Annotated in this window: 25 protein-coding genes; 15 read left to right on the top strand and 10 right to left on the bottom strand. The window is 69.0% G+C overall.

Annotated features, from left to right (window positions below):
• Positions 1–107 precede the first annotated feature (107 nt).
• Complete coding sequence (locus tag ACRDPS_RS12255) at positions 108–431, top strand: SHOCT domain-containing protein (protein WP_431501916.1); 324 nt, start codon at positions 108–110, stop codon at positions 429–431.
• A gap of 77 nt (positions 432–508) precedes the next feature.
• A complete protein-coding gene (locus ACRDPS_RS12250; protein ID WP_431501915.1) occupies positions 509–919 on the top strand; it encodes a VOC family protein in 411 nt (136 codons plus the stop codon).
• A gap of 17 nt (positions 920–936) precedes the next feature.
• Here the strand turns inward: ACRDPS_RS12250 and ACRDPS_RS12245 are convergent, their stop codons facing one another.
• The gene (locus ACRDPS_RS12245; protein WP_431501914.1) at positions 937–2,274 is read right to left on the bottom strand and encodes an ABC1 kinase family protein; all 1,338 of its coding nucleotides are present in this window, start codon (positions 2,272–2,274) and stop codon (positions 937–939) included.
• Positions 2,275–2,328: 54 nt separating this feature from the next.
• Here ACRDPS_RS12245 and ACRDPS_RS12240 point away from each other — a divergent pair, with 54 nt between their 5' ends.
• The 4 genes from ACRDPS_RS12240 (at position 2,329) to ilvC (ending at position 8,191) form a co-directional block, all read left to right on the top strand.
• A complete protein-coding gene (locus ACRDPS_RS12240; RefSeq protein ID WP_431501913.1) occupies positions 2,329–4,518 on the top strand; it encodes a prolyl oligopeptidase family serine peptidase in 2,190 nt (729 codons plus the stop codon).
• 263 nt (positions 4,519–4,781) lie between these two features.
• Positions 4,782–6,533, top strand: a complete 1,752-nt coding sequence (locus tag ACRDPS_RS12235) for an acetolactate synthase large subunit (protein WP_431501912.1) — start codon at positions 4,782–4,784, stop codon at positions 6,531–6,533.
• On the top strand, positions 6,533–7,096 hold the full coding sequence (gene ilvN, locus ACRDPS_RS12230; protein ID WP_431501911.1) for an acetolactate synthase small subunit: 564 nt from the start codon (positions 6,533–6,535) through the stop codon (positions 7,094–7,096). Before ACRDPS_RS12235 ends, ilvN begins: the two co-directional genes overlap by 1 nt.
• 69 nt (positions 7,097–7,165) lie before the next feature.
• On the top strand, positions 7,166–8,191 hold the full coding sequence (gene ilvC, locus ACRDPS_RS12225; protein ID WP_431501910.1) for a ketol-acid reductoisomerase: 1,026 nt from the start codon (positions 7,166–7,168) through the stop codon (positions 8,189–8,191).
• Between the two features lie 152 nt (positions 8,192–8,343).
• Here ilvC and ACRDPS_RS12220 read toward each other — a convergent pair whose 3' ends face one another.
• Positions 8,344–9,177: an ABC transporter permease gene (locus ACRDPS_RS12220; RefSeq protein ID WP_431501909.1), complete on the bottom strand. Its 834-nt coding sequence runs from the start codon at positions 9,175–9,177 to the stop codon at positions 8,344–8,346.
• Positions 9,174–10,109, bottom strand: a complete 936-nt coding sequence (locus tag ACRDPS_RS12215) for an ABC transporter ATP-binding protein (protein ID WP_431501908.1) — start codon at positions 10,107–10,109, stop codon at positions 9,174–9,176. The genes ACRDPS_RS12220 and ACRDPS_RS12215 overlap by 4 nt, the downstream gene beginning before the upstream one ends.
• A gap of 194 nt (positions 10,110–10,303) precedes the next feature.
• Here ACRDPS_RS12215 and ACRDPS_RS12210 point away from each other — a divergent pair, with 194 nt between their 5' ends.
• Positions 10,304–11,005: a DsbA family oxidoreductase gene (locus tag ACRDPS_RS12210; protein WP_431501907.1), complete on the top strand. Its 702-nt coding sequence runs from the start codon at positions 10,304–10,306 to the stop codon at positions 11,003–11,005.
• A gap of 30 nt (positions 11,006–11,035) precedes the next feature.
• Here ACRDPS_RS12210 and ACRDPS_RS12205 read toward each other — a convergent pair whose 3' ends face one another.
• Entirely contained in the window at positions 11,036–11,605 is a 570-nt protein-coding gene (locus tag ACRDPS_RS12205; protein ID WP_431501906.1) for an O-methyltransferase, read from the bottom strand.
• Between the two features lie 267 nt (positions 11,606–11,872).
• On the opposite strand from ACRDPS_RS12205, the gene ACRDPS_RS12200 reads away from it, so the two are divergent.
• The 7 genes from ACRDPS_RS12200 (at position 11,873) to ACRDPS_RS12170 (ending at position 20,091) form a co-directional block, all read left to right on the top strand.
• Positions 11,873–12,043, top strand: a complete 171-nt coding sequence (locus ACRDPS_RS12200; RefSeq protein ID WP_431501905.1) for a hypothetical protein — start codon at positions 11,873–11,875, stop codon at positions 12,041–12,043.
• 10 nt (positions 12,044–12,053) lie between these two features.
• Entirely contained in the window at positions 12,054–13,109 is a 1,056-nt protein-coding gene (locus ACRDPS_RS12195) for a 3-isopropylmalate dehydrogenase (RefSeq protein WP_431501904.1), read from the top strand.
• A gap of 119 nt (positions 13,110–13,228) precedes the next feature.
• Positions 13,229–14,308 (top strand): branched-chain amino acid aminotransferase, encoded by a 1,080-nt coding sequence (locus ACRDPS_RS12190; protein ID WP_431501903.1) that lies wholly within the window; start codon positions 13,229–13,231, stop codon positions 14,306–14,308.
• Positions 14,309–14,600: 292 nt separating this feature from the next.
• A complete protein-coding gene (locus ACRDPS_RS12185) occupies positions 14,601–16,124 on the top strand; it encodes a protein kinase domain-containing protein (RefSeq protein ID WP_431501902.1) in 1,524 nt (507 codons plus the stop codon).
• Between the two features lie 196 nt (positions 16,125–16,320).
• On the top strand, positions 16,321–17,985 hold the full coding sequence (cimA, locus tag ACRDPS_RS12180) for a citramalate synthase (protein WP_431501901.1): 1,665 nt from the start codon (positions 16,321–16,323) through the stop codon (positions 17,983–17,985).
• A gap of 64 nt (positions 17,986–18,049) precedes the next feature.
• Positions 18,050–18,589, top strand: a complete 540-nt coding sequence (locus ACRDPS_RS12175) for an NADPH-dependent FMN reductase (RefSeq protein ID WP_431501900.1) — start codon at positions 18,050–18,052, stop codon at positions 18,587–18,589.
• Between the two features lie 95 nt (positions 18,590–18,684).
• Positions 18,685–20,091 (top strand): amidase, encoded by a 1,407-nt coding sequence (locus ACRDPS_RS12170; RefSeq protein WP_431501899.1) that lies wholly within the window; start codon positions 18,685–18,687, stop codon positions 20,089–20,091.
• Positions 20,092–20,261: 170 nt separating this feature from the next.
• Here the strand turns inward: ACRDPS_RS12170 and ACRDPS_RS12165 are convergent, their stop codons facing one another.
• From ACRDPS_RS12165 to ACRDPS_RS12155, 3 genes are all read right to left on the bottom strand, one after another.
• The gene (locus tag ACRDPS_RS12165; protein ID WP_431501898.1) at positions 20,262–20,864 is read right to left on the bottom strand and encodes an energy-coupling factor transporter transmembrane component T family protein; all 603 of its coding nucleotides are present in this window, start codon (positions 20,862–20,864) and stop codon (positions 20,262–20,264) included.
• Positions 20,865–21,009: 145 nt separating this feature from the next.
• Positions 21,010–21,699 (bottom strand): energy-coupling factor ABC transporter ATP-binding protein, encoded by a 690-nt coding sequence (locus ACRDPS_RS12160; RefSeq protein WP_431501897.1) that lies wholly within the window; start codon positions 21,697–21,699, stop codon positions 21,010–21,012.
• Positions 21,696–22,307: a biotin transporter BioY gene (locus tag ACRDPS_RS12155; protein WP_431501896.1), complete on the bottom strand. Its 612-nt coding sequence runs from the start codon at positions 22,305–22,307 to the stop codon at positions 21,696–21,698. The genes ACRDPS_RS12160 and ACRDPS_RS12155 overlap by 4 nt, the downstream gene beginning before the upstream one ends.
• Positions 22,308–22,417: 110 nt before the next feature.
• Here ACRDPS_RS12155 and ACRDPS_RS12150 point away from each other — a divergent pair, with 110 nt between their 5' ends.
• The gene (locus ACRDPS_RS12150; protein WP_431501895.1) at positions 22,418–22,978 is read left to right on the top strand and encodes a TetR family transcriptional regulator; all 561 of its coding nucleotides are present in this window, start codon (positions 22,418–22,420) and stop codon (positions 22,976–22,978) included.
• A gap of 17 nt (positions 22,979–22,995) precedes the next feature.
• Here ACRDPS_RS12150 and ACRDPS_RS12145 read toward each other — a convergent pair whose 3' ends face one another.
• The 3 genes from ACRDPS_RS12145 to ACRDPS_RS12135 form a co-directional block, all read right to left on the bottom strand.
• Entirely contained in the window at positions 22,996–23,604 is a 609-nt protein-coding gene (locus ACRDPS_RS12145) for a pentapeptide repeat-containing protein (protein WP_431501894.1), read from the bottom strand.
• Between the two features lie 44 nt (positions 23,605–23,648).
• Positions 23,649–24,737: an alpha/beta fold hydrolase gene (locus tag ACRDPS_RS12140; protein WP_431501893.1), complete on the bottom strand. Its 1,089-nt coding sequence runs from the start codon at positions 24,735–24,737 to the stop codon at positions 23,649–23,651.
• 73 nt (positions 24,738–24,810) lie between these two features.
• Positions 24,811–25,323 (bottom strand): GNAT family N-acetyltransferase, encoded by a 513-nt coding sequence (locus ACRDPS_RS12135; RefSeq protein ID WP_431501892.1) that lies wholly within the window; start codon positions 25,321–25,323, stop codon positions 24,811–24,813.
• Positions 25,324–25,349 lie beyond the last annotated feature (26 nt).

The following is a 25,349-nucleotide window of genomic DNA, read 5'->3' as shown; positions in this document are numbered from 1 at the left end:
GGCGTACGCATGATTGCGTACGCCGCCCCCGCTCGTGAGCCGATGTGCCGGTGGCCTGTGCGCAGCAGTCTGGGATGCGTACGAAGCCTCCGGAAAGGACACGAGAAATGAGCATCAACGAGACTGTGGCCACCATCGCCGTGGCCGGCGACAACTGGGGTCCGTGGCGAGAGAGCGGACCATGGCACGACGGCGGAGGTCCGCCGGCGTTCTGGCCGATCTTCCCGATCCTGTGGTTCCTGGTGATCGCGGGGATCATCACCGCGATCATCCTGTTCGGCCGCCAGCGCGCGGCCGAGGGACCGCGACGTGCGGGTGAGGCGAAGCTGGCAGAGAGGTACGCAGAGGGTGCGATCGACGAGAACGAGTACCGCGCTCGTCGTGACGTCCTCCGCGAGCAGCCGGTCAAGCAGCCCAAGCCTGACAAGTAGGCCCGACAAGTAGGCCCGACAAGTAGGCCCGACAAGTAGGGCTGAAGGTGTCGCTGGTCCGTGGCAGGGTGACTGTCATGGACCAGCGCATCAGTTTCATCACCCTCGCCGTCGCCGACGTGGCGGCGAGCAGGGCGTTCTATGTCGACGGCCTCGGCTGGGCGCCGGAGCTCGAGGCCGACGGGGTTCTCATGATCCGCGTCGGCGAGCATGTGATCCTCTCGCTGTGGGACCGCGCTGAGTTCGAGGAGGAGGTCGGCAGGATCGCCGTCGCCGACGGCGTCGCGCCGTTCACCCTCGCTCACAACGTGGCCACTCGCGAGGAGGTCGACGGTGTCCTGGAGCTGGCGAGGTCGCTCGGCCGCGATGCATCGGCCGGTGAGGAACGCGTCTGGGGCGGCTACACCGGCTACTTCGCCGACCCGGACGGTGTTCGTTGGGAGATCGCCTACAACCCCGACCCGGTCGGTCAGAGCCTGCTGCCCTGACCAACCGGAGCGGGGACTCAGCCCGCGAACCCGGGCAGGTGCTCCTCGAGGATCTCCCGGAACGGCGCCTCCGCGTTGAGCTGTGCCAGCACCCCGAGCCCACCGAGCCAGACCCGGTGGATGAGCAGGTAGGACGGCGGCAGGTTGAGCTTCAGGCCGACCGTGTAGGCAGGGTCCTTGGGGTCGTTGATCCGCTTGAACTCCTCCCGCATCCACTCCCTGGTGAACCGGAAGCGCTCCTCCAGCGCGGGTGTCACCCAGGGCGCCAGATAGTCGAGCACGTGCTGCGGCTCGACCTTGATCCCCTCTCGGATGAAGCCCTCGTGGCGCAGCCCGGCGACCAGCGCGTCGGCGTCACCGGTCGCGGCGATCCTGATCAGCCGGCCCATCGGCGCGGGGAAGCCACGATCCGGGAGCCGCGCGGCAAGTCCGAAGTCGAGCACGGCGAGGCGGCCCTCGGGCAGGACCCGGAAGTTTCCGGGGTGCGGGTCGGCGTGCAGCATCCCGGTCAGACCGGGCGCGGAGAACCAGAACCGCACGAGCAGCTCGCCGTAGTGGTCGCGCTCCTGCGGAGTGCCCTCCGCGATCACCTTCGCGATCGAGCCTTCCGATTCCACCCACTCGGTGACGAGCACGCTGGGTCCCACGGCGACGACGTCCGGCACCTCGATCAGGGGATGGTCGGCGTACGCCTCGGAGAAGACGTGCTGGGCCTCGGCCTCCTTCGGGTAGTCGAGCTCCTCGACGACTCGGTCCTGCAGCTCGGTGACCAGCGCCTTGATGTCCATCCCGGGCACCACGGCGTTGCCGATCGCCGCGACCCGGCCGATCTGGCGCAGGTCGGCGCGCAGCGCCTCGTCTGCGCCGGGATACTGCACCTTCACCGCGACCTCACGCCCGTCGGCCCAACGCCCCCGGTGCACCTGCCCGATCGAGGCCGACGCTGCCGGCTCCTCGGAGAGCTCGACCAGCTGCTCGGCCCAGTCCGGTCCGAGGTCGCGGGCCAGCAGGCCGCGGACGATCCCGGTCGGCATCGGGGGAGCGGAGTCCTGGAGCCGGGTGAGCTGGTCGCGGTAGTGGGCCGCCTGCGACTCCGGCATCGCCGCCTCCATGATCGAGAGCATCTGCCCGACCTTCATCGCGCCGCCTTTGAGCTCACCCAGGGTGCGGAAGAGCTGGTCGGCCGTACGTTGGTGGACGTCAGCGAGCACCGCCTCCGCGGGCCGGCCACCGATCCGCTTGCCCAGCCCGAGCGCCTTGCGTCCGGCGTACCCCATCGGCAGGGCGGCCAGCTTGGCCGTCCGTGTCGCCGCGCGCCGCGGCAGCCCCCTCGACGACCCCTCCGCCTCATCCATGCCGCAAGTGTGCCTGTCGGCCGCAACTCGCACACCGCGAAGTAGCCTTCCCGCATGACCTCTGAGCCGACGATCGTGACCCCGCTCGACGCCGCCGGGGAGGACCCGTTCGGCTGGCTGGAGGAGGTCGAGGGAGCCGACGCGCTGGCCTGGGTGCGGGCGCGCAACGACGAGGCGCACGCGGGCATCGGGGCGGACCCCGTCTTCACGAAGATCGAGGCGCAGATCCTGGAGGTGCTCGACTCCGACGACCGGATCCCGGAGGTCTCCCAGCTCGGCGAGCACTACTACAACTTCTGGCGCGACGCGGACCACGAGCGCGGTCTCTGGCGGCGCACCACGCCGGATTCCTACCGCACCGACGACCCCGAGTGGGAGATCCTGCTCGACCTCGACGCGCTCGCCGCCGCCGAGGATGAGCGCTGGGTCTGGCACGGCGCCTCGGTGCTCCGGCCTCCCGCCGGCGAGCCGTGGCGCAAGGTGCTCATCGACCTCTCCCCGGGTGGCTCCGACGCCGACGTGACCAGGGAGTTCGACCTGGTCGAGAAGGCTTTCGTACGTCCCGAGGACGGTGGCTTCACCCGTGCCGTCGAGCAGGGCGGCGCCAAGGGCGGGCTCTCCTGGTGCGGCCCCGACGCGGTCTATGTCTTCACCGACTTCGGCCCCGGGAGCCTGACCCCGTCGGGCTATCCGCGCATCGTGAAGCTGTGGCGCCGCGGCACGGCGTTCGAGGACGCGGCGGTGGTCTACGAGGGCACCGACGAGGACATGTACATCTCCGCCCGCCACCTCCACACTCCCGGCTTCGAGCGCGACCTGGTCAGCCGCTCGATCGCGTTCTACCGGTCCGAGACCTACGTCGTCACCGACCCCGGCACGCCCGACCAGAGCCTCACCAAGCTCGACATCCCCGACTCCGCCGAGGCCGGCTTCCACCGTGAGTGGCTCGTCATCGACCTCCGCGACGACTGGACCCCGAAGGAGACGACGTACGTCGCGGGCTCGCTGCTCGCGATCGGCGCCGAGGAGTTCCTGGCGGGTGAGCGCGACCTCACCGTTCTCTTCGAGCCGACCGCCGCCACCTCGCTCGCGGGTGCCACCTGGACCCGCAACCACCTGGTGCTCAACGTGTTCGACGACGTCAAGAACCGGCTGCACATATTGACGCCTCCGGCGTCGGGTGACGTCGGGACGCAGGGGGAAGGGGACTCGACAAGCTCCGCTGACCCCGGTGCGGGTTGGCGACGGTCCGAGTTCCCGGCGACTGATCCGGTGGCGGCCGTCGGGACCCGGTCGGTCGACGCCGTCGAGTCCGACGAGGTCTGGGTGGTGACCAGCGGCTACCTGACCCCGACGACGTACGCCACGACGACCTTGGGCGACCCGAGCTCGGCCGGGTCCGCTCCCGAGGTGCTCAAGTCGGCTCCGGCGTGGTTCGAGGCCGACGGGCTCGTCGCCGAGCAGCGCTTCGCCACCTCGCTCGACGGCACCCGGGTGCCTTACTTCATCGTCGGCAGGCAGGCGCACATCGACGGCTCCACGCCGCCGGCCGCGACTCTGCTCTACGGCTATGGCGGATTCGAGATCCCGATGACGCCCGGTTACTCCGCCGGTGTGGGCCGCGCCTGGCTCGATGAGGGTGGGGTCTACGTGGTGGCCAACATCCGCGGGGGAGGGGAGTATGGCCCGGCGTGGCACCAGGCTGCGCTGAAGGAGAACCGGCACCGGGCGTACGAGGACTTCGCCGCCGTCGCGCGCGACCTGGTCGCGACCGGTGTCACCGACGCCGAGCGCCTCGGGGTCCAGGGCGGCTCCAACGGCGGGCTGCTGACCGGCAACATGCTCACCCTCTATCCCGATCTCTTCGGCGCTGTCGTGATCCAGGTGCCGCTGCTGGACATGAAGCGCTACTCGCATCTGCTCGCGGGGGCGTCGTGGATGGCGGAGTACGGCGACCCGGACGTACCGGAGGAGTGGGAGTTCATCAGGACCTTCTCGCCCTACCACCTGCTCGACGAGGCGACGGCCTATCCGCCGGTCCTGCTCACCACCTCCACCAAGGACGACCGGGTGCATCCCGGCCACGCCCGCAAGATGGCGGCGCTGCTGGCCGCGACCGGCAAGGACGTCACCTACTACGAGAACATCGAGGGTGGCCACGGAGGCGCTGCCAACAACGCCCAGGCGGCGCACCTCTCCGCCTTCGCCTGGACCTTCCTGCGCCAGCGGCTCGGCCTGTCCTGAGCCCACGGGCCCGAGCAACTGACAGATACTGGGACGGTTATCTCAGATCGTGGGACGCGCGATAAGGTGAGGTGACACGGCGCGACACATGGGGTTAACGTGTGGGCATGCTGCACAGCATTCTCGTACTTATCAGGCGCGTCGCCTAGGAGCCACTGGCCCCAGACGACGCGTCTCCCTCCGTTGCCCATCCGGGCCGGGGGGGTTTTTTGTTGCACGAGCAGCACCTTCCACCAGATCCCACGAGTAGGACGATGACGGATATGAGCGAGCAGATGACAGGCGCACAGAGCCTGGTCAAGTCGCTGGAAGCAGCGGGAGCCGAGAACATCTTCGGCATTCCGGGAGGAGCGATCCTTCCGGCGTACGACCCGCTGATGGACTCGAAGATCCGCCACATCCTCGTACGCCACGAGCAGGGCGCCGGCCACGCCGCCCAGGGTTACGCCGCCGCGACCGGCAAGGTCGGCGTGTGCATGGCCACCAGCGGCCCGGGCGCGACCAACCTGGTCACCCCGCTCGCCGACGCCAACATGGACTCCGTGCCGATGGTCGCCATCACCGGCCAGGTCGCGGCCAGCCTGATCGGCACCGACGGCTTCCAGGAGGCCGACATCCGCGGCATCACGATGCCGGTCACCAAGCACAGCTTCCTCATCACCGACCCCGCGGAGATCCCGCAGCGGGTCGCTGAGGCCTTCCACCTGGCCAGCTCCGGCCGGCCGGGTCCGGTCCTCGTCGACGTCACCAAGTCGGCGATGCAGGCCACCACCACCTATCGGTGGCCGACCGAGCTCCACCTGCCGGGCTACCGCCCGGTGACCAAGCCGCACGCCAAGCAGATCCGCGAGGCGGCGCGCCTGATGCTGGAGGCCAAGAAGCCGGTGCTGTACGTCGGGGGCGGCACCATCCGCTCCGGCGCCCACCGCGAGCTGATGGAGCTGGCCGTCCTCACCGGGATCCCGGTCGTGACGACTCTGATGGCCCGCGGCGCGTTCCCCGACTCACACCCGCAGCACCTCGGTATGCCGGGCATGCACGGCACCGTGCCCGCGGTCGCCGGTCTGCAGAAGGCCGACCTGATCATCAGCCTCGGTGCCCGCTTCGACGACCGTGTCACCGGCAACCTGGACTCCTTCGCGCCCAACGCCAAGGTGATCCACGCCGACATCGACCCGGCCGAGATCGGCAAGAACCGCTACGCCGACGTCCCGATCGTGGGCGACGTGCGCGAGGTGCTCACCGACCTGATCGCGGTGCTCACCGCCGAGAAGGCGGCCGGCAAGGAGGGCGACTACGAGGGCTGGGTCGCGTTCATGGCCGGGATCAAGAAGGCGTACCCGCTCGGTTATGACCTCCCCACCGAGGGCCTCTCCCCGCAGTACGTCATCGAGCGGCTCGGTCACATCTCCGGCTCGGAGACGATCTTCACCGCCGGTGTCGGCCAGCACCAGATGTGGGCCGCGCAGTTCATCGGCTACGAGCACCCCAACACCTGGATCAACTCCGGCGGCCTGGGCACGATGGGCTACTCCGTCCCGGCGGCGATGGGAGCGAAGGTCGGGCGTCCGGACGCCACCGTGTGGTCGATCGACGGCGACGGCTGCTTCCAGATGACCAACCAGGAGCTCGCCACCTGCGCGATCGAGGGCATCCCGATCAAGGTCGCGATCATCAACAACGAGAACCTCGGCATGGTGCGCCAGTGGCAGACGCTCTTCTACGGCGAGCGCTACTCCAACACCAACCTGCAGGGGCACGACAAGCCGGCCCGCATCCCCGACTTCCCGAAGTTGGCCGAGGCCATGGGTTGCGTCGGCCTGGCCTGCGAGACCGCCGACGACGTCGACGCCACGATCGAGAAGGCCATGGAGATCAACGACATGCCCGTCGTGGTCGACTTCCGGGTCAACAAGGACGCCATGGTGTGGCCGATGGTCGCCGCCGGCTCCTCGAATGACGAGATCCAGTACGCGCGCGACCTCGCGCCCGAGTTCGACGAGGACGATCTGTGATGACGATTCAGCCCGTGAAGACCGGCGGCAAGCACACGCTGAGCGTCCTGGTCGAGAACAAGCCCGGTGTCCTGGCGCGCGTGGCCGCGCTCTTCTCGCGCCGTGGCTTCAACATCGAGTCCCTCGCGGTGGGGCCGACCGAGCACGACGAGATCTCCCGTATGACGGTCGTGGTCAACCTCGAGAACACCCCTCTCGAGCAGGTCACCAAGCAGCTCAACAAGCTGGTCGAGGTGATCAAGATCGTCGAGCTCGAGCCCGAGTCGCGCGTCCAGCGCGCGCTCATGCTCGTCAAGATCACCGCCACCACGGAGACCCGCAGCCAGGTGCTCGACACCATCCAGCTCTTCCGCGCCAAGGTCGTCGACGTGTCCACCGACACCGTCGTCGTCCAGCTCGCCGGCAACACCGGCAAGCTCAACGACTTCCTGCGGGTCATCGAGCCGTTCGGCATCCGTGAGCTCTCCCAGTCCGGCATGGTCGGCATGGGCCGCGGCTCCCGGTCGATCTCCGAGCGCAGCCTGCGATCCGTGGCTGTGCCCGCTCCGCCTTCCGCGGTCTGAACCAAACCAACATCAATCACTACTGGTGGACTCGACGAGGTCGACCACCGATGAAAAGGAGAAGCCCCCGTGGCTGAGATTTTCTACGACGACGACGCTGACCTCTCGCTGATCCAGGCGAAGAAGGTGGCGGTCATCGGCTACGGCAGCCAGGGCCATGCCCACGCGCTCAACCTGCGTGACTCCGGCGTGGACGTGCGCGTCGGCCTGCAGCCCGGCTCGAAGTCGACCGCCAAGGCGGAGGAGGAGGGCCTCAAGGTCCTCACCCCGGCCGACGCGGCCGCCGAGGCCGACGTGATCGTCATCCTCGCCCCCGACCAGCACCAGCGCGGCCTCTACAACGACGAGCTCGCCCCGCACGTGACCGCCGGCAAGACCCTCGTCTTCGGCCACGGCTTCAACGTCCGCTTCGGCTACATCAAGGCGCCCGAGGGCGTCGACGTCATCCTGGTGGCGCCGAAGGCGCCGGGCCACACGGTCCGTCGTGAGTACGTCGCCGGCCGTGGCATCCCGGACATCATCGCCGTCGAGCAGGACGCCTCCGGCTCCGCGTGGGATGTTGCCAAGGCGTACGCCAAGGGCATCGGTGGCACCCGCGCCGGTGTCATCAAGACGACCTTCACCGAGGAGACCGAGACCGACCTCTTCGGCGAGCAGACCGTGCTCTGCGGCGGCGTTTCCCACCTGGTGCAGGCCGGGTTCGAGACGCTGACCGAGGCCGGCTACCAGCCCGAGATCGCCTACTTCGAGGTGCTCCACGAGCTCAAGCTCATCGTCGACCTGATGTGGGAGGGCGGCATCGCCAAGCAGCGCTGGTCGATCTCCGACACCGCTGAGTACGGCGACTACGTCTCCGGCCCGCGCGTCATCGGCCCGCAGGTCAAGGAGACGATGAAGCAGGTCCTCACCGAGATCCAGGACGGCTCCTTCGCCGAGCGCTTCATCGCCGACCAGGACAACGGCGCGGCCGAGTTCAAGAAGCTGCGCGAGGAAGAGGCCGGTCACCCGATCGAGGCCACCGGCAAGGCCCTGCGCTCCCACTTCTCGTGGAGCCAGGCCGACGACGACTACACCGAAGGCTCAGCCGCCCGCTGACCGAGGCACTGCCGAGTCGGCGCTAATGTCCCAGGATCTGACGCCGACTCGGCCGTTTTCCTTGGGGCAGACGCGCCGGCTCGGCACTGAATCTTGGGGCAGTTGCGTCGACTCGGAGGGGTTTCTTGGGGCAGTTGCGCCGGGTCGGGGAGTTACTTGACTTCGGACTTGAGGACGAGGCGGAGGCCGATCAGGAGCGGGATCAGGAGCCAGATCAGGCTCGCGACCCCCAGTTGCGCCCACATCTTGTCGGTCATCTCGGTGTAGAGGTTCATGGTCGCCCAGTTGAGGTCGAACCAGGTGGCGTGCTCGGCCCACCAGGTGTTGGTCGAGGCGAGCGCCGAGGAGACGCCGGGTAGGACGAGGGCGTAGACGAAGTACGCCACGATCGCGCCCGGGGAGCTGCGGAAGAGCATGCCGAGCATGAAACCCATGAACATCCCGATCTCGCTGGCCAGGGTGACCTGGGCGAGCTCGGTGAACGAGAGGTTCCAGACCGGGTCGAGGTCCATGACGGTTGCCACGCCGAAGTAGCCGAGGGCTCCGACGAGGGCTGCGACCGCGATGGCGGCGACACCGACGAGAGCGGTGACGACGGCCTTCGCGGCGATGACCCGGCCGCGTCCGGGCACCAGGGTGAAGGTGGTCAGAGCACTGCGGGCGCTCCATTCACTGGTGACCGCGAGCACCGCGATCATCGGCAGGATCACCGACATCGGGATGCCCCACGCGCTGGCGAAGCCCTCGTAGTCGAGGTTGTCGGCGTCGACGAAGATGATCGTCACCACTGTGGCGGCCAGTGAGAGCACGACCAGGCTGGCCATCAGCCAGAACCCCGACCGGGTGTCGAACATCTTGCGCAGCTCGATGCCGGCGATGCGGCCGAAGGGGATGGGGGCGGGGACGGCCCGCTGCGGGCGGTGGGCCGCATCAACGTGGCGTCCGGCTGGGCCGACCGGCTCCGGGGCGATGGTCGTGGTGGTCATGCTGCCTTCCCTTTCGGAGTGTCGAGCCCTTCCGGGGTCTCGAGGTGGTCACGCTGGGTCTCGGCGGTGAGCTGGAGGAACATCTCCTCGAGCCCGGCGCCGTCGGCGGCACGGAGCTCACTCAGCACCAGCCCGGCGTCGAAGGCGATCTGGCCGACGGTGGCGAGGTCGGCGTCGGTACGGACAGCGCCGTCCGTGGTGATCTCGACGTTGTGACCGGCGCTCTGCAGCATTCGGCCGAGCGAGGTGGGGTCACTGGAGCGGGCGTACGACTCGCCGCTGGCGAGCAGCTCCTGCTTGGTGCCTTGAGCGACGATCCGTCCGTTGCCGATGACGACGATGTCGTCGGCGATCACCTCGATCTCGTGCAGCAGGTGCGAGGAGAGCAGTACGGTCCCGCCGTCGTCGGCGAAACCGCGCAGCAGGTCGCGCATCCAGCGGATCCCGGCGGGGTCGAGGCCGTTGGCCGGCTCGTCGAGGATCAACACCTCCGGGTCGCCGATCAGAGCCGTCGCGATCCCGAGGCGCTGCCGCATCCCGAGGGAGTAGTTGCGTACGCGACGCCCGGCCTCCTCCTCGGTGAGGCTGACCCGCTCCAGGGTCTCGCCCACGCTGGCCTTCGACAATCCCATCGTGCGGGCGGCGAGGGTGAGGATCTCGCGTCCGGTGCGCCCGCCGTGCTGCGCGGAGGCGTCGAGGAGGACACCGACCTCGCGGCCCGGGTTCGGTAGCTGGGAGAAGTGGCGGCCGAGGAGGTGTGCGCTGCCGGAGGACGGATCGGTGAGTCCGACCAGGATGCGCATGGTCGTCGACTTGCCGGCGCCGTTGGGGCCGAGGAAGCCGGTTACCCGGCCTGGCTCGGCGGTGAGAGTCACGTTGTTGACGGCCGTGAATCTGCCGTACCTCTTGGTGAGGCCATCGATCTGGATCATGCTCAGAGCCTCTTCCAGCGCGGCCCCCGTGCGCGTCCGGCAGATCCCCGGCAGATTCCTGGACCTACCCCTGACCGCCCCTGAGGCGGCTCAGGGTTCAACCCTCGGGATTCGGCTCTCCCGGGACGGCCTCAGACGCGGTCAGAGCCAGATTGTTCCGCTTCGGAATGTTTCGTTCCGAACGAGACGTTCCCATGACATGCGTATTGATGTGTGGTCCGACGTCGGTCTGCCCGTGGTGCTACATCGGCAAGCGGCATCTCGAGGCGGCCCTGGCCGACTTCGAGCACCGCGACGAGGTCGAGATCGTCTACCACTCCTTCGAGCTCGATCCGAGCGCGCCGCAGGTGCCGGTGGAGACCACGGTCGAGGCGCTGGCGAAGAAGTTCGGCGCCTCCGTGGACCAGGCCCGTGAGCTGATGAAGCAGGCCAACGTCCCCGCGGCGGCGGCCGGTCTCGAGTTCCGCCACGACGACACCCCGCACGCGCGCACGATCGACGCCCACCGGCTGCTCCATCTCGCCAAGGCCGAGGGCAAGCAGGCCGCGCTCAAGGAGGAGCTGCTCGCTGCGTACTTCTCTCGCGGCGAGTCCATGGGCGACCACACAGTGCTGAGGCAGGCTGCGGTGAGCGTGGGGATCGGCGTGGGCCGAGCGGACGAGGTGCTCGCGAGCGACGAGTTCGCCGGTGACGTACAGGCCGACATCGACCAGGCCCGCGCCTACGGCGCCACCGGAGTTCCGTTCTACGTCGTCGAGGGACAGTACGGCGTCTCCGGCGCCCAGCCGACCGAGCTCTTCGCGCAGCTGCTCGAGAAGGTGTACGCCGAGACCAAGCCGGCTCTCACGATCATCGGGGACGGCGATGCCTGCGGGCCCGAGGGCTGCGCCATCTGATCCTTCGAAGCGACGTCCTGTCGGGCGACGTCAGCGCTTGGTGGCGATCAGGACGCTGGTGTCGGGGGCGACCATGACCTCGACGGTGGTGAAGCGCTCGTCGGTGAGCCACGACTCGCGCAGGGTGTCGACGCGGCCGTAGACGATCGGCGGCCACAGGTCGGTCGGGATGAGGTCGTCGATGACGACGATGCCGCCCACCTCGACGAGGTCGGAGAGCTGGTCGGGGGAGACCCCGCCTGGGGTCTCGGCGTCCAGGAAGAGCAGTGCGAACGGGCCGCGGTCGCGCAGGGTGCCCCAGTCGGCGGCGACGACCTCGACCTGCTCGTCATCGGCGAAGATCTCGGAGGCCTCCTTGGCGAGGTGCTCGTCGAGCTCGGCGGAGACGATGTGGGCGGACTCGCCGCGTACGCCGCTTCGCAGCCACGCGGTGCCGACACCGCATCCGGTGCCGAACTCCGCCATCGTGCCGCTCCGGGTGGCCGCCAGGGTCGCCAGCAGCCGTCCGGTCTCGTTGCGGCAGAACGACACATAGCCCGCGCGACGGGAGACGTCGAAGGCGCGGGTCACGATGTCTGGTAGCTCTGTGGGTGCGCTCACAGGGTCAGTCTTCCCGATGTGGGCCCCGAGCGGGCGTACGGGCGTCTCGGATGGCGGACCTTTCGTCCATATTCGATGACGACAGGGCTTTCGCGGGTTACCGTCGAATCACCATGCGGAGCATTTTTCTCGTACTCGAGTGCCGCGACGGGGCCCAGCGGTAACGACCGCAGGAGAAGCCACCTCGTCGCGGTGGCTTCCGTCTTCCAAAGACCCTCGGCTTCTCTCCCACACCACCTGTTTCCCTGACGTGTGAAGGAAGAAGCCATGTACGCGATGTACCCCGAGAACCCCGCCGAACACAATAAGTGGGGCCGCGAGTGGGGCCCGGCGAGCCACAGCCCGGACAACCCCCACAGCGTCGAGAACACGACCGCCGCGGTCCAGCAGGCGCTCGACCTGCGGGACAACGGCGGCCAGCTGCCGGACGACAACTAGTCTGCGGATCATGTCGACCACCAAGCTTGCAGTCATCCCCGGCGACGGCATCGGACCGGAGGTGACCGCCGAGGCCCTCAAGGTGCTCGAGGCCGTCTCGCCCGTAAAGTTCGAGCAGACCCGCTACGACCTCGGCGCCGAGCGCTATCTCGCCACCGGCGAGGTGCTCCCCGAGTCGGTTCTCGCCGAGATCAAGGAGCAGGACGCGATCCTGCTCGGCGCCGTCGGCGGCAAGCCCAACGACCCGAACCTGCCCCCGGGCATCCTGGAGCGCGGCCTGCTGCTCAAGCTCCGCTTCGAGCTCGACCACTACGTCAACCTGCGCCCGTCGCGACTCTTCCCGGGGGCGACCTCCCCGCTGTCGCCGGCCGTGCTCGACAAGGGCGAGATCGACTTCGTCGTCGTCCGCGAGGGCACCGAGGGTCTCTACACCGGCAACGGTGGCGCGATGCGGGTCGGAACCCCGCAGGAGGTCGCCACCGAGACCTCGGTCAACACCGCCTTCGGCGTGGAGCGCGTCGTACGCGACGCCTTCGCCCGCGCCCAGGCGCGTCCGCGCAAGAAGCTGACCCTGGTCCACAAGACCAATGTGCTCGTCAACGCCGGCTCGCTGTGGTGGCGGGTCACCCAGGAGGTCGCCGAGGAGTTCCCCGACGTCACCGTGGACTACCTCCACATCGACGCGGTGATGATCTTCCTCGCCACCGACCCCGCCCGTTTCGACGTGGTCGTCACCGACAACATCTTCGGCGACATCATCACCGACCTCGCCGCTGCCATCACCGGCGGCATCGGCCTGGCCGCCTCCGGCAACATCAACTCCTCGGGTGAAAGCCCCTCGATGTTCGAGCCGGTCCACGGCTCGGCCCCCGACATCGCCGGCCAGCAGAAGGCAGACCCCACCGCGGCCATCCTGTCCGGGGCCCTTCTGCTCGAGCACCTCGGTCACCCCGAGGCTGCCGCCGCCATCGACGCCGCCGTGCTCGCCGACCTGTCCGAGCGCGGTTCCGGGCCACGTACGACCTCTGAGGTCGGCGACGCGATCGCCGAGCGAGTAACCAGCTAGACGCTCAACCTACAAAGGGCCGGGCGCAGATTCTCCTGCGTCCGGCCCTTTCTCTGTCCTCATCACTTACCCCGCCCGCAATGGCACAGCATCCGCAGAACAGGACTAATCTCATGGTCATGGAGATCAGCACCACATTGTCGACCCAACCGGCCACCGACAAGCAGCTCGCGGAGGTCCTGGCGAACCCAGGCTTCGGCAACCATTTCACCGATCACATGCTCACCGTCGAGTGGACGCCCCAACAGGGCTGGCACAACGGTCGCATCGAGGCGTACGCACCGCTCAGCCTGGATCCGTCGGCAGCCGTGCTGCACTACGCCCAGGAGATCTTCGAAGGCATGAAGGCCTACCGGCACGCCGACGGCTCGATCTGGTCCTTCCGCCCCGAGGCGAACGCTGCCCGGATGGCCCGTTCCAGCGAGCGGCTCGCGCTTCCAGTGCTCGAGATCGAGGACTTCGTCCAGTCGGTCTTCGAGCTCGTCGAGGCCGACCAGCGCTGGGTGCCCGAGGCCTCGGAGAGCGATGAGAAGAGCCTCTACCTGCGGCCCTTCATGTTCGCCTCGGAGTCGTTCCTCGGCGTGCGTCCGGCCCAGCACGTGACCTACATGGTCATCGCCTCGCCCGCCGGCTCCTACTTCAAGGGCGGTGTGAAGCCGGTCCGGATCTGGCTCACCGAGGACTACACCCGCGCCGGCCGCGGAGGCATGGGCGCGGCCAAGACGGGCGGCAACTACGCCTCCTCCCTGGTCGCCCAGGCCCAGGCCTCGGCGAACGGGTGTGACCAAGTGGTGTTCCTGGACGCGCAGGAGGGAAAGTACGTCGAGGAGCTCGGCGGCATGAACCTCTACTTCGTCCACGCCGACGGACGGATCGTCACCCCCGAGACCGGCACGATCCTGGAGGGCATCACCCGCGCCTCCATCATCGAGCTCGCGGGCAAGCTCGGCTACACCGTCGAGGAGCGCCGGTTCGGGATCGACGAGTGGAAATCGGGCGTCGAGTCCGGCGAGATCACCGAGGTCTTCGCCTGCGGCACCGCCGCCGTCGTCACCCCCGTCGGTGAGCTCGTCCACGAGGGCGGATCCATCGCCTCCGCCGGTGACGGCGAGGTCTGGAAGACCCTCCGCAAGCAGCTCGTCGACATCCAGTTCGGTCGCGCCGAGGACACCTTCGGCTGGATGCGCCAGATCGTCTGACGCCGAGAGGTCACTCCCGCAGGCCGAGAGGTCAGTTCTGCAGGTCGAGGGTCGCTCCCGCAGGCCGAGAGGTCAGCTCTTCAGGCAAGATGGCATCCGATGCCATCTCGGCCTGCAGAGCTGACGCTTCGGCCTGCAGAGGTGACGCTTCGGCCTGCACGGGTGACGCTTCGGCCTGCAGAGGTGACGCTTCGGCCTGCACGGGTGACGCTTCGGCCTGCAGAGCTGACGGTTCGGCCTGCACGGGTGACGCTTCGGCTGAGGGGTGAGGGTGACGGATAGGGTTCGTGGTGTGACGACAGCCCCGCGCCGTCCCCAGGCGATGACCGATCGCGACTCGATCGGTGGCTACGACCTGCTCTCCGAGCTCGGGCAGGGAGGGATGGGGCGGGTCCACCTCGCCAGCCACCGCGAGAGCGGTGAGCGCGTCGCGCTGAAGGTGCTGCGTACTCAGTTCGTGGGGGACGAGGAGGGTCGCCGGAGGCTCGCGCGGGAGGTCTCCTCGCTGCAGCGGGTGCGGAGCCGGTGGGTGGCCGGCGTGGTCGGGGCCGACCCGTGGGGCGAGGTGCCGTGGCTGGCGACCCGCTACGTGCCGGGGCCCACGCTGCACGACAAGATCGTGAACGAGGGCCCGCTCTCGAGGGGCGACGTCGAGCAGCTGGCCAGCGACCTGGCCGAGGGCATCGCCGACTGTCATGCCGTCGGCGTCCTCCACCGCGACATCAAGCCGGCCAACATCATCGTCGAGGGGCGTACGCCGATCCTGATCGACTTCGGGCTGGCCCGCGTCGCCGACGACCCGAAGATCACCGTCACCGGGCTGCTGATCGGCACGCCGGGCTACCTACCTCCCGAGATCGCGGTGGGGGACCCGGCGACCCCGGCCTCGGACGTGCACTCGTGGGCGTCGGTGGTGACGTACGCAGCGACCGGCCGTCCGCCCTTCGGCGAGGGCAACGCGATGAAGCTGATGGACCGAGCCCGCCGTGGTGACCACGACCTGCAAGGGATCCCGCAGCCAATGCGCGAGGTGCTCGGCCGGGCGCTGGCGCCCGATCCAGCCGACCGTCCGACGCTGGAGGAGCTGCGCGAGTGGCTGCGTACGCCGCGCCGCCCGTTCGTACACAAGTCGATCGAGCAGCTCTCGCTGAGCGACAGGGCCGATCGCGAGAAAGCCACCACCCCGCCGCTGCCACGCCCGGATCGCCCGGATCGCTCGGTGGCTCTGGTCGGACCGCGCACCGCGAGTGCTCTCGAGAAGCTGCGCCGAGGCGCAATCTGGATCGGTCTGCTCGTCTTCGCGACCGGTCTCATCGCCGCGTTCCCGAGCGTCGGCTTCCTGTTCGTGCTCGGGGTCGCCCTGCTGGTCCGCGCCGGCACCCTGGCCGCCGGTGACCTACGGAGGTGGCGCTGGTATCGCGGCCGCAAGTGGCACGATGCGCCCCGGCTCCTGATCGGCGCGCCCTGGCGGCTGGTCCGGTCGCTCCCGAAGATGGTCCTGCTGGGTCTGTGGGGTTTCGGGTTCGTGGTGGCGGCGGTGCTGATCGGCTATGCCGTGCAGCTCTCCCTCGAGGCGACGTTGGGGTTGGCCGGGCTGTCGTTCGTGCTGGCGCTGTGGACCGGTTCGGGACGCGACCGGCTGCGTGATCCCGTGGTGCGGGTGGTCCATCGGGTCTCGGCGCGCTGGGTGCCGTGGGTCCTCGGGTTCGCGGTGGTCGTGGTCCTCGCGGTCTTTCCGATGCAGACGCTCGGTGATGAGGGATCGCAGTTCTCCGGTGGCGACGAACCGTGGTGGGTCGAGCTCCTCGGCTGGTGAGACACCCGTCCCACCGGCAGAGATTTCGTGGCAGTATCGGTGCCATGACGACGTACGTCATCATCATTCGCTAGCGCGTCGAGCACTGCTCGACGCGCCACCCTCTCGTTCCCCGAGAGGGTTTTTTGTTGCCCAGCCCCAGAATCAGCCCAGAATCAGCCCGCAGAATCAGCCCCAGAACAGCCGAGGAAACATCATGGAGTTCCACGTCTACGACACCACCCTGCGCGACGGTGCGCAGCAGGAGGGCCTCAACCTCAGCGTCGCCGACAAGCTCGCGATCGCGCGGCACCTCGACGGGCTGGGCGTCGGGTTCATCGAGGGAGGCTGGCCGGGGGCGAACCCGAAGGACACCGACTTCTTCAAGCGAGCCGTCTCCGAGCTCGACCTCAAGCACGCGCGGCTGGCGGCGTTCGGGTCGACGCGGCGGGCGGGTGTCAGGGCCGCAGACGACCCCCAGGTGGCCGCGCTGCGCGACTCCGGCGCGTCAGTCGTCACGCTGGTGGCCAAGTCACACGACCGCCACGTCGAGCTCGCGCTGAGGACCACGCTCGAGGAGAACCTCGCGATGATCCGCGACACCGTCTCCCACCTGCGCGAGGAGGGCCAGCAGGTCTTCCTCGACGCCGAGCACTTCTTCGACGGCTACCGAGCCAACCGGGACTACGCCATGGAGGTCCTCAAGACCGCCTACGAGTCGGGCGCCGAGGTGGTCGCGCTGTGTGACACCAACGGTGGGATGCTTCCGCCCTGGGTGGCCGACGTCGTCCACGACGTCCGCCAGACCACGCAGGGCGCGGTCGGGATCCATTGTCACAACGACACCGGGTGCGCCGTCGCGAACACGCTGGCAGCGGTGGACGCCGGCGCGATGCACGTACAGGGCTGCATCAACGGCTACGGGGAGCGTACGGGCAATGCCGACCTGGTCTCCGTGGTCGCCAACCTGCAGCTGAAGACGGGCCGCGACGTGCTCCCGACGGGGCTGCTGGGCGAGGCGACCCGCATCGCCCACGCGGTGGCCGAGGTGACCAACGTGCCGCCCGCGGGACGCCAGCCCTATGTGGGCGCATCGGCCTTCACGCACAAGGCGGGGCTGCACGCCTCCGCGATCAAGGTCGACCCCGACCTCTACCAGCACATGGACCCGGCCGGTGTCGGCAACGATATGCGTCTGCTGGTCTCGGACATGGCCGGGCGAGCCTCGATCGAACTCAAGGGGCGTGAGCTCGGCTACGACCTCTCGGCCGACCGCGACCTGGTCACCCGGGTGACCGAACGGGTCAAGGCCGCCGAGCAGCGCGGCTACACCTTCGAGGCTGCGGACGCCTCGTTCGAACTGCTCCTGATCGAGGAGGTCGAGGGCTCCCGTCCCTCCTACTTCGACGTCGAGTCCTGGCGGGTCATCTCCGAGGCCCGAGGCGGCGGCCATGATCGCTCGACCGCCTCGGCGACGGAGGCGATCGTGAAGATCCATGCCGACGGCGTACGCCACGTCTCGACGGGCGAGGGAAACGGCCCGGTCAACGCGCTCGACCAGGCGCTGCGCGCGGCGATCACCCGTGCCTTCCCGGTGGTCGCCGACTTCGACCTGATCGACTTCAAGGTCCGGATCTTCGAGACGACCGGAGTGAGGCCGAGCGAGGGAGTGACAACGCGAAGCGTTGACCAGGGGCACGGCACGGACGCGAGGACGCGGGTGCTGATCGAGACCTCGGACGGGTCGACGTCATGGACCACGGTCGGCGTCGGGTCGAACGTCATCGAGGCCTCGTGGGAGGCGCTGGTCGACGGGCTCACCTTCGGACTGCGCCGGCATGTGGGCGAGACCACACGTACGGAGGCCTCGGCGGCGGAATGAATCGATCTCGCGTGCGCGTTCTTCAGTTCAACATTGAAGCATTCGCGTCTCTCGAGGAGAACCCGTGTCAGACACCCGCATCGCAGTCCTCGTCGGCAGCCTCCGCGCCGACTCCATCAACCGCAAGCTCGCCGAGAAGCTCGTCGCCGACGCGCCTGATGGTGTCGCCCTGGAGATCGTCGACGGACTGGCGGAGCTGCCGTTCTTCAACGAGGACCTCGAGGCCGATCCGGGCGAGGGCGTGACCCAGCTCCGCAAGGTGATCGACGAGGCCGACCGGGTGCTCATCGTGACCCCGGAGTACAACGGAACCATGCCGGCGGTGATCAACAACGCCATCGACTGGCTCTCTCGCCCCTACGCCGCGGGCGTGCTCAAGGGCAAGATCCTCTCGGTCGTCGGCGTCGCCCCGACGCCCTACGGTGCGAAGTGGTCGCACGCCGACGCCGCACGCTCGGCAGGCATCGGCGGCGCGGTCGTCGTCGAGGACGCCATCGTCTCCCAGCCGGTCCACGAGATCGACGTCTTCACCGACGCCGAGGCCCTGGGCCGGTTCACGACGGCCGTCGAGAAGCTCGCGGGCTTTGCGCCCGTGGCCGCCTGATCCAGGCGGCAGCTGGCGGGCAGGTCAGTGGGGGAGACCTGCCCGCCTTTCATCTCGCGCGAGGCTCTGGTACGAGTGGCGGCTAGCCTGAGGGTGTGGCCGAGCTTCATGATCTGACCGCCCTGGAACAGGGAGAGCTGCTGCATCGATGCGAGGTCTCCCCGGGAGAGCTGGCCGAGCACTATCTCGACCGGATCTCCCGGCTGGACGATGTCGGCGCATTCGTCACGATCGCGGAGGAACGGATCTCGACCTGCGCGCGGGAGCTGTCGATCAAGCCGGTCGGGGCCTCTCCGCTGTGGGGAGTGCCGACGGCGATCAAGGACCTCAACCTGACCCGCGGGGTGCGGACGACCTTCGGGTCGGCGGCGTTCTCCTCGTTCGTACCCGACGTCTCCGACAACGTGACGCTCTCGATCGAGGCGGGCGGGATGATCTCGCTCGGGAAGACCAACACCCCCGAGTTCGGCTCGCCCTGTTACACGGAGCCTGATGTGGCTCCTCCTGCCGTCACGCCCTGGGACCGTACGCGGATCGCCGGCGGCTCCTCGGGAGGTGCTGCCGCTGCGGTGGCCGCCGGGCTCGTGCCGGTCGCGCAGGGCTCCGACGGCGGCGGCTCGATCCGGATCCCGGCCTCGTGCTGCGGCCTGGTGGGGCTCAAGCCGACCCGTGGGCGGATCTCGCCGTCGCCGATGTACGGCGACGCGGCCGGGCTCGCCACGGCCGGTTCGCTGGCTCGGTCGGTGCGGGATGCGGCAGCTCTTCTCGACGTGCTCGCCGGGCGGCGTACCGGAGATCCTTTCTGGGCCCCCGCGGAGCCGTCGCCGTTCCTGGAGGCGTGCGAGCGGCCGCCGGGCCGGTTGCGGATCGCCAGGTTCATCGAGCCGCTGATCGCCGAGACCGCGGTCGACGCCGAGTGCGTCGCAGCGTGGGAGGACGCCTCTCGTCTGTTGGAGTCGTTGGGGCACGAGATCGTCGACATCCCGCGGCCGCTGCCGGTCGAGGCGGTCGCGGCCTTCGAGACGGTCTGGGCCGTGGGGACCGCGATGTCGGTGGTCAACCTCGACCCTGACCAGCGATCTCAGATTCGGCCGCTGACCCGCTGGCTCACCGAGCTCGGCGAGGCGGTCGGCGGCCCCCAGTTCGGGCTCGCGATCGCTGAGCTGCGCCGGTTCGCCGCGGGGGCGCTGGCGGCGTTGGCGCCCTACGACGCCGTACTCACCCCGACCCTGGCGACCCCTCCGCCGCTCGTCGGCGCCATCCGCGACGACGCCGATCCCGCGGGCGACTTCCAGGCCCAGAAGGAGTTCACTCCCTGGACCTCCGCCTGGAATGTCACCGGCATGCCAGCGATCTCTCTGCCGCTGCACTGGACCTCCTCCGGCCTCCCCGTAGGCGTCATGCTCGCCGCCCGCCCCGCCGAGGAGCCCCTGCTCCTCTCCCTCTCAGCCCAGATCGAAGCCGCCGCCCCCTGGAGCGACAAGCTCCCGCCCCGCTGGTAATCCCCCTCCGCGCTGGTAACCCCTCCCGGCGAGGCGTCACGTCTACAGGTCGAGGCGTCACTTTTGCAGGCCGAGAAGTCACTCGGGTGCCCTCTCGGCCTGCAGAAGTGACCTCTCGGCCTGCGGGGGTGACTTCTCGGCCTGCGGGGGTGACTTCTCGGCGGGATCGGTCAGTCGCCGAGGCCGCGGGACTTGAGGGCGTCACCGGTCTCGTGGGCGCGGGCGACGACACGGATGACGAAGGGGGAGAGGTACGCCCTGGGGTGGCTGATGCCGCGGGCGCGAGCCGCGTCGCGGGTCTCGAGGAGCAGGGCGATGCTGGCGGGGATGCTGGTGATGGCCAGGCCGATGACGAGAGCGACACCGTCGGGGTTGACGCCGATCGGTTTCAGCGGCGTGATGATCCGGGTGAACAGGTCGAGCATCGCATTGACCTGGGTGGTGGCGGTGAGGATGAGGCCGCTGAGCGCGAGCGAGAGCAGGTCGACGCCGGCCTCGACAGCCCGGGGCCATCCGTGGGCGTAGCCCTGGAGCGCGGAGAGGACGAGCGCGATGAGAAGTACGCCGCGAGCAGCCCGCCCTACCTGCCGCATCGGCAGCCGGGCGACGAGCGTGACCGCCACCGCGATCGCGAAGAGCACACCGGTGGCGAGGAGCCCGTGGAGCACCACGAGCAGGGTGCTGAACACCAGCAGCCCGAGCAGCTTCGCACCGGCGGGAGCGCGATGCAGGAGGCTGTTGCCGGGCAGGTAGGCGCCGAGAAGGTAGCTCATCGCCGCCCCTGTTCTGCGGCACTTTCCCGCCATGGCGGGGAAATGCCGCGGCTGCGATCGTCAAGTGTCCCCAGAATCCCGCCATGGCGGGAATTTGCCGCCGGTCGAGCCGCTGCCCCGGGAAATTGCGCGGCGCCCGCGCGCATCACAGGCCTACCGACCGTGTGTAGCGCGCGACCGCCTCGGGAGCCGGTCCGTCGAAGGTCACCGCCCCGTCCGCAACGACCAGTGCGCGGTCGCACCGCGCGGCGAGGTCGAGGTCGTGGGTGACCAGGACGAGCTGCTGCGAGAGCCCGAAGAGAGCGTCGGCGACCAGCCGGGTGTTGGCCAGGTCGAGCAGCGTGGTCGGCTCGTCGGCGACGACGATCGAGGGCTCCGCGGCCAGCACCCCCGCCAGCGCCAGCAGCTGCCGCTGCCCACCCGACAACGTGTGCACCGACTGCGTGGCCAGCTCCTCCAGGCCGAACCGCGCCAGAACCTCGAGAGCCCGAGTCCGCCGCAACGACGAGGATCGCACCAGCCGCCGCAGCGACAGCTCGACGTCCTCGACGCAGGTCGGCATGACCAGCTGCGCGGCCGGGTCGGTGAAGCAGAAGCCGACCCTGCGGCGTACGTCCTTGCCCTTGCGGGCCACGTCGAGACCCTCGACCACGACCCTCCCGGACGTCACCGAGACCAGTCCGTTCAGCAGCCGAGCGAGCGTCGACTTGCCGGAGCCGTTGCCGCCGATGATCGCGATCCGCCGCTCGGTGAGCGCCAAAGACGTGGCCGAGAGCAGCACCCGGCCGCCCTCGTCCTCGGGGAGAGCGACCGTGGCGGCGTCGAGCTCGATCATCGGCGCAGGAGGTTCGGGAAGGCGCGATGCACCTCGGCTGCGACGATCGCCACGAGCCCGGTCTTGACCAGGTCGCCGAACCAGAACGGCAGGTCCCACTTCCACACGGTGCTCAGCGGCTCACCGGAGTAGATCATCATTCCGGCGATGCCGAAGGGGTGAACAACCAGGATCGAGCCGGCGATCGAGCACAGGAACACGACGACGGCCCGGGTGCGGGCGGGCCCGGCGACGTACTTCACCAGGAACCCGACCAGCGCCGCCATCACCGGGAACGAGACCAGGTAGCCGCCCGAGATCCCGGCGAACTTCGCGAATCCGGAGGTGTGGTCGGCGTAGACCGGCAGCCCGATCCCGCCGAGCAGCAGGTACAGCGCGACGGCCAGGAACCCGCGCACGGGACCGAGCAAGGCCCCCGAGAGCGCGACCGCGAAGGTCTGCAGGGTGATCGGCACGGCGGTGCCGGTCGGGATGTCGCCGACCAGGGTGGAGGCGCAGATCAGCCCGGTGAACGCGGCGATCAGGGCGATGTCGGTGGTCGTGAAACGGGCCGGCTTCGACTCGTCGGCCTCCGGGGTCGACGTCGCGCTGGTGGGGGACTCGGTCATACTCGCTCCTGCGTACTCAGACCTGAACCTTGGTCAGGTGAACGGTGTTCAGGTTAAGGTCGGCGTACGTCTTCGTCCACTTCGTCTCACCAAGCCGCCCGGGGAGCAACATGCGATACCGCCGCGAGGACGTCGTCGCTCGCGCGCTGCGAGTCCTCGACGACTACGGCCTCGCCGACCTGACGATGCGCCGGCTCGGCACCGAGCTCGGTGTGCGCCCCAGCGCGCTCTACCACCACTTCGCCAACAAGCAGTCCCTGCTGGCCGCGGTCGCCGACGAGATCCTCGACCGTGCGCCGTGGCCGGTCCATGAGGAGTGGGAGCAGCAGGTCGCCCTGGTCTGCTCGGTGCTCCGTGACTCCCTGCTGGCCTACCGCGACGGCGCGGAGGTCGTGGCCAGCGTCTGGTCCTTCGGGCTCGGCGCGAGCAGGCCGTACGACGAGCTGCTCCGTGCGCTCGGCAAGGGCGGGCTGGGCGATCTGGCCCCCGTCGCCGCCCGTACGCTGCTGCACTTCGTCTACGGCCACGCGGTCGACGAGCAGACCCATCTCCAAGCCGCAGCCGTCGGCGCGATCCCCGATGACGTACGCGAGGAATCCGACTTCGAGACCGGTCTGGGCCTGGTGACCGCGGGCATCTTCCTCGCCAGAGCGGTCCGCTCCGCCGAATAGGTCGCTGAAGCGAGCGGTCAGGTGGCGTCGACCTCCGCGCCGTGCAGCTCGGCGAGCATCACCGCCCCACCCAGGTCGAGCTTCGTACCCCGCAGCGACGCGGCGCTCAGGTCGACCCGGTCGAGGCCGGCGCCTCGCAGATCGGTGTCGTGCAGGATCGTCTCCTGAAGGGTGGCTCCGTCGAGCCGAGCATCTCGCAGGACCGATCCGGTCAGGTCGGCCAACGACAGGTCCGAGTCGCGCAGGTCCAGCCCGGACAGGTCGAGCCGGGTCAGGTTCGCTCCGCGCAGCGAGACACCTCGCCAGATGCCGCCCGACACCTTCAACGGTCGCAGCGTGCATCCGGAGAACTCGGTCCCGCTGAGCTTGCAGCCTTCGAACGTAGAGTCGAAGAAGTTCGTACGCCGGAAGTCGCACCCGACGAACGCCGTGCCGAGATGGGTCGAGGCGTTGAAGCGGCCGCCGTGGAAGGTGCAGTTCTCGAAGAGCGCCGCCGACGTCGTCGCCTCGGTCAGGTCGACATCGGTGAAGACACAGTCGACGAACCGAGCCCCGGTGAGGTCGGCTGCGTACCAGTCCTCGTTGCGGAAGTGCACGTCGGTCGCCTCGGCGGGTGGGTTCGGCATGGCGCACACCCTGCCACCCGCCACCGACACAGCGACGGTCCGGCTCAGTCGTGCTGGGCGAACCACTCGTCGAGGAGGGGCCAGGTGTTGTCCCGGGCGGCGCGGCCGGTGAGCAGGCCGAGATGGCCGCCGGGGACGATCTCGAAGCGGAGCTCCTCGGCGCCGGTGAGCAGGTCGACCAGCGGCCGGACCGAGGCGACGGGACCGATGCCGTCGTTGGCACCGGCGACGACGAGCGTGGGCTGCTTGACGTCGCGCAGGTAGACGGAGTGGTCGTCACTGAGGTCGATCTGCCCGCTGAACAGCGCGTTGGTGCGGAAGAAGTGGTGGTAGAGCTGCCCGAACGTACGCCCCGGGTAGGCGATGATGTTGTCGGTGAACCGGTCGACCGCCTCGAGCTGGGCGAGGAACTCGCGGTCGGCGAGGTTGGTCAGCTTCGCTGCCGGCTTGGTGAACATCTTGTCGACCGAGGAGATCTGGAAAGCCCACCTGACCAGCGGCTTCGGGGCGCCGCCGAAGGCCTGGTAGGCCGCGGTGACCAGGCGCCCCGGGGGCAGGTTGACCAGGGGCCGCAGCGGTGCGACCAGCGGCACCTGTCGTACGTCGCAGGGCGAGCCCAGCACCGAGATCGATGCGATCGGCAGGTCGGGGGAGTCGGCGGCGGCGAGCATCGTGAAGATCCCGCCCAGCGACCAGCCGACCACGTGCACGGGGCGACCCCCGGCGTGCTCGGAGGCCGACCGGATCGCCTCGGGCACGACATGCTCGATCCAGTGCTCGATGCCGAGGCTGCGGTCGGAGAAGTTCACCTCGCCGTACTCGACCAGATAGGTCGGCCGGCCCGTCTCCACCAGGTGCTCGACGACCGAGCACCCGCGGCGCAGGTCGTAGCAGATCGCCGGCGCCGCCAGTGGCGTGACCAGCAGCACCGGGTCGCCCTCGGGGGTCGTCCCCGCCGCCGGTCGGTAGTGGTAGAGCTCGCGTCTGGTGCCGTCGTCGATCAACGTACGAGGCATCGGCCGCAGGTCGGCAAGGCCGCCGTAGAGCAGCGAGTGCGCGACGTTCCCCGCCGCGGCGCCGACCGTGGTGGCGATCGAGGCGGCAGCGGTTCGGGGGCGGGGGAGAAGGGCCATTGTGGGATTAACGTAACCCGTGCGTCGAGGTCACGTCAGGATCTGCTTGTTGGTTGTGACGTCGGCGACACCCTCAGGTGCAGAGTTCGAGGGTCCAGGTCTGGCCGACGAGGTCGTGGCCGAAGCTGTGGTGCTTCTCCTCGCCGGTGAGGACGAAGCCGTACGCCTCGTAGATCCGTCGTGCGGAGGTCAGGATGTCGTTGGTCCACAGCGTGACCTGTCGGTATCCGGCCTCTTGGGCGAAGGCGAGGCACTCCTCCACCAGGTGGGATCCCACCCCGAGGCCGCGGCCGTCGGGGGAGACCAGCAGGATTCGCAGCCTGGCGACCTGGGGTCGGTCGCCGGTGGCCAGGAGGATGCATCCGACCCGTTGTCCGTCGACCTCGGCGATCCAGGCTGCCTCGGTCGCGGGGTCATGGCTGGTCGCGTAGTCGGCCACGATCTTGGCGACCAGTGCCTCGAAATCGGTGTTCCAGCCGAACTGCCGGGCATAGATCTCGCCGTGGGCCATCACCATCCAGCCCAGGTCGCCCGGACTGTCGGCGCGCCGAACCACCACGCGCCTGTCCAGATCTCGGTGGGTCATCCGGCCTCCTACTGACACGACTGTTT

It is taken from the genome of Nocardioides sp., assembly GCF_050699375.1.
In the GTDB taxonomy this organism is placed as follows: domain Bacteria; phylum Actinomycetota; class Actinomycetes; order Propionibacteriales; family Nocardioidaceae; genus Nocardioides.
The sequence above is the reverse complement of the archived record's forward strand: the minus strand, read 5'-3'. Positions and strand labels throughout refer to the sequence as shown.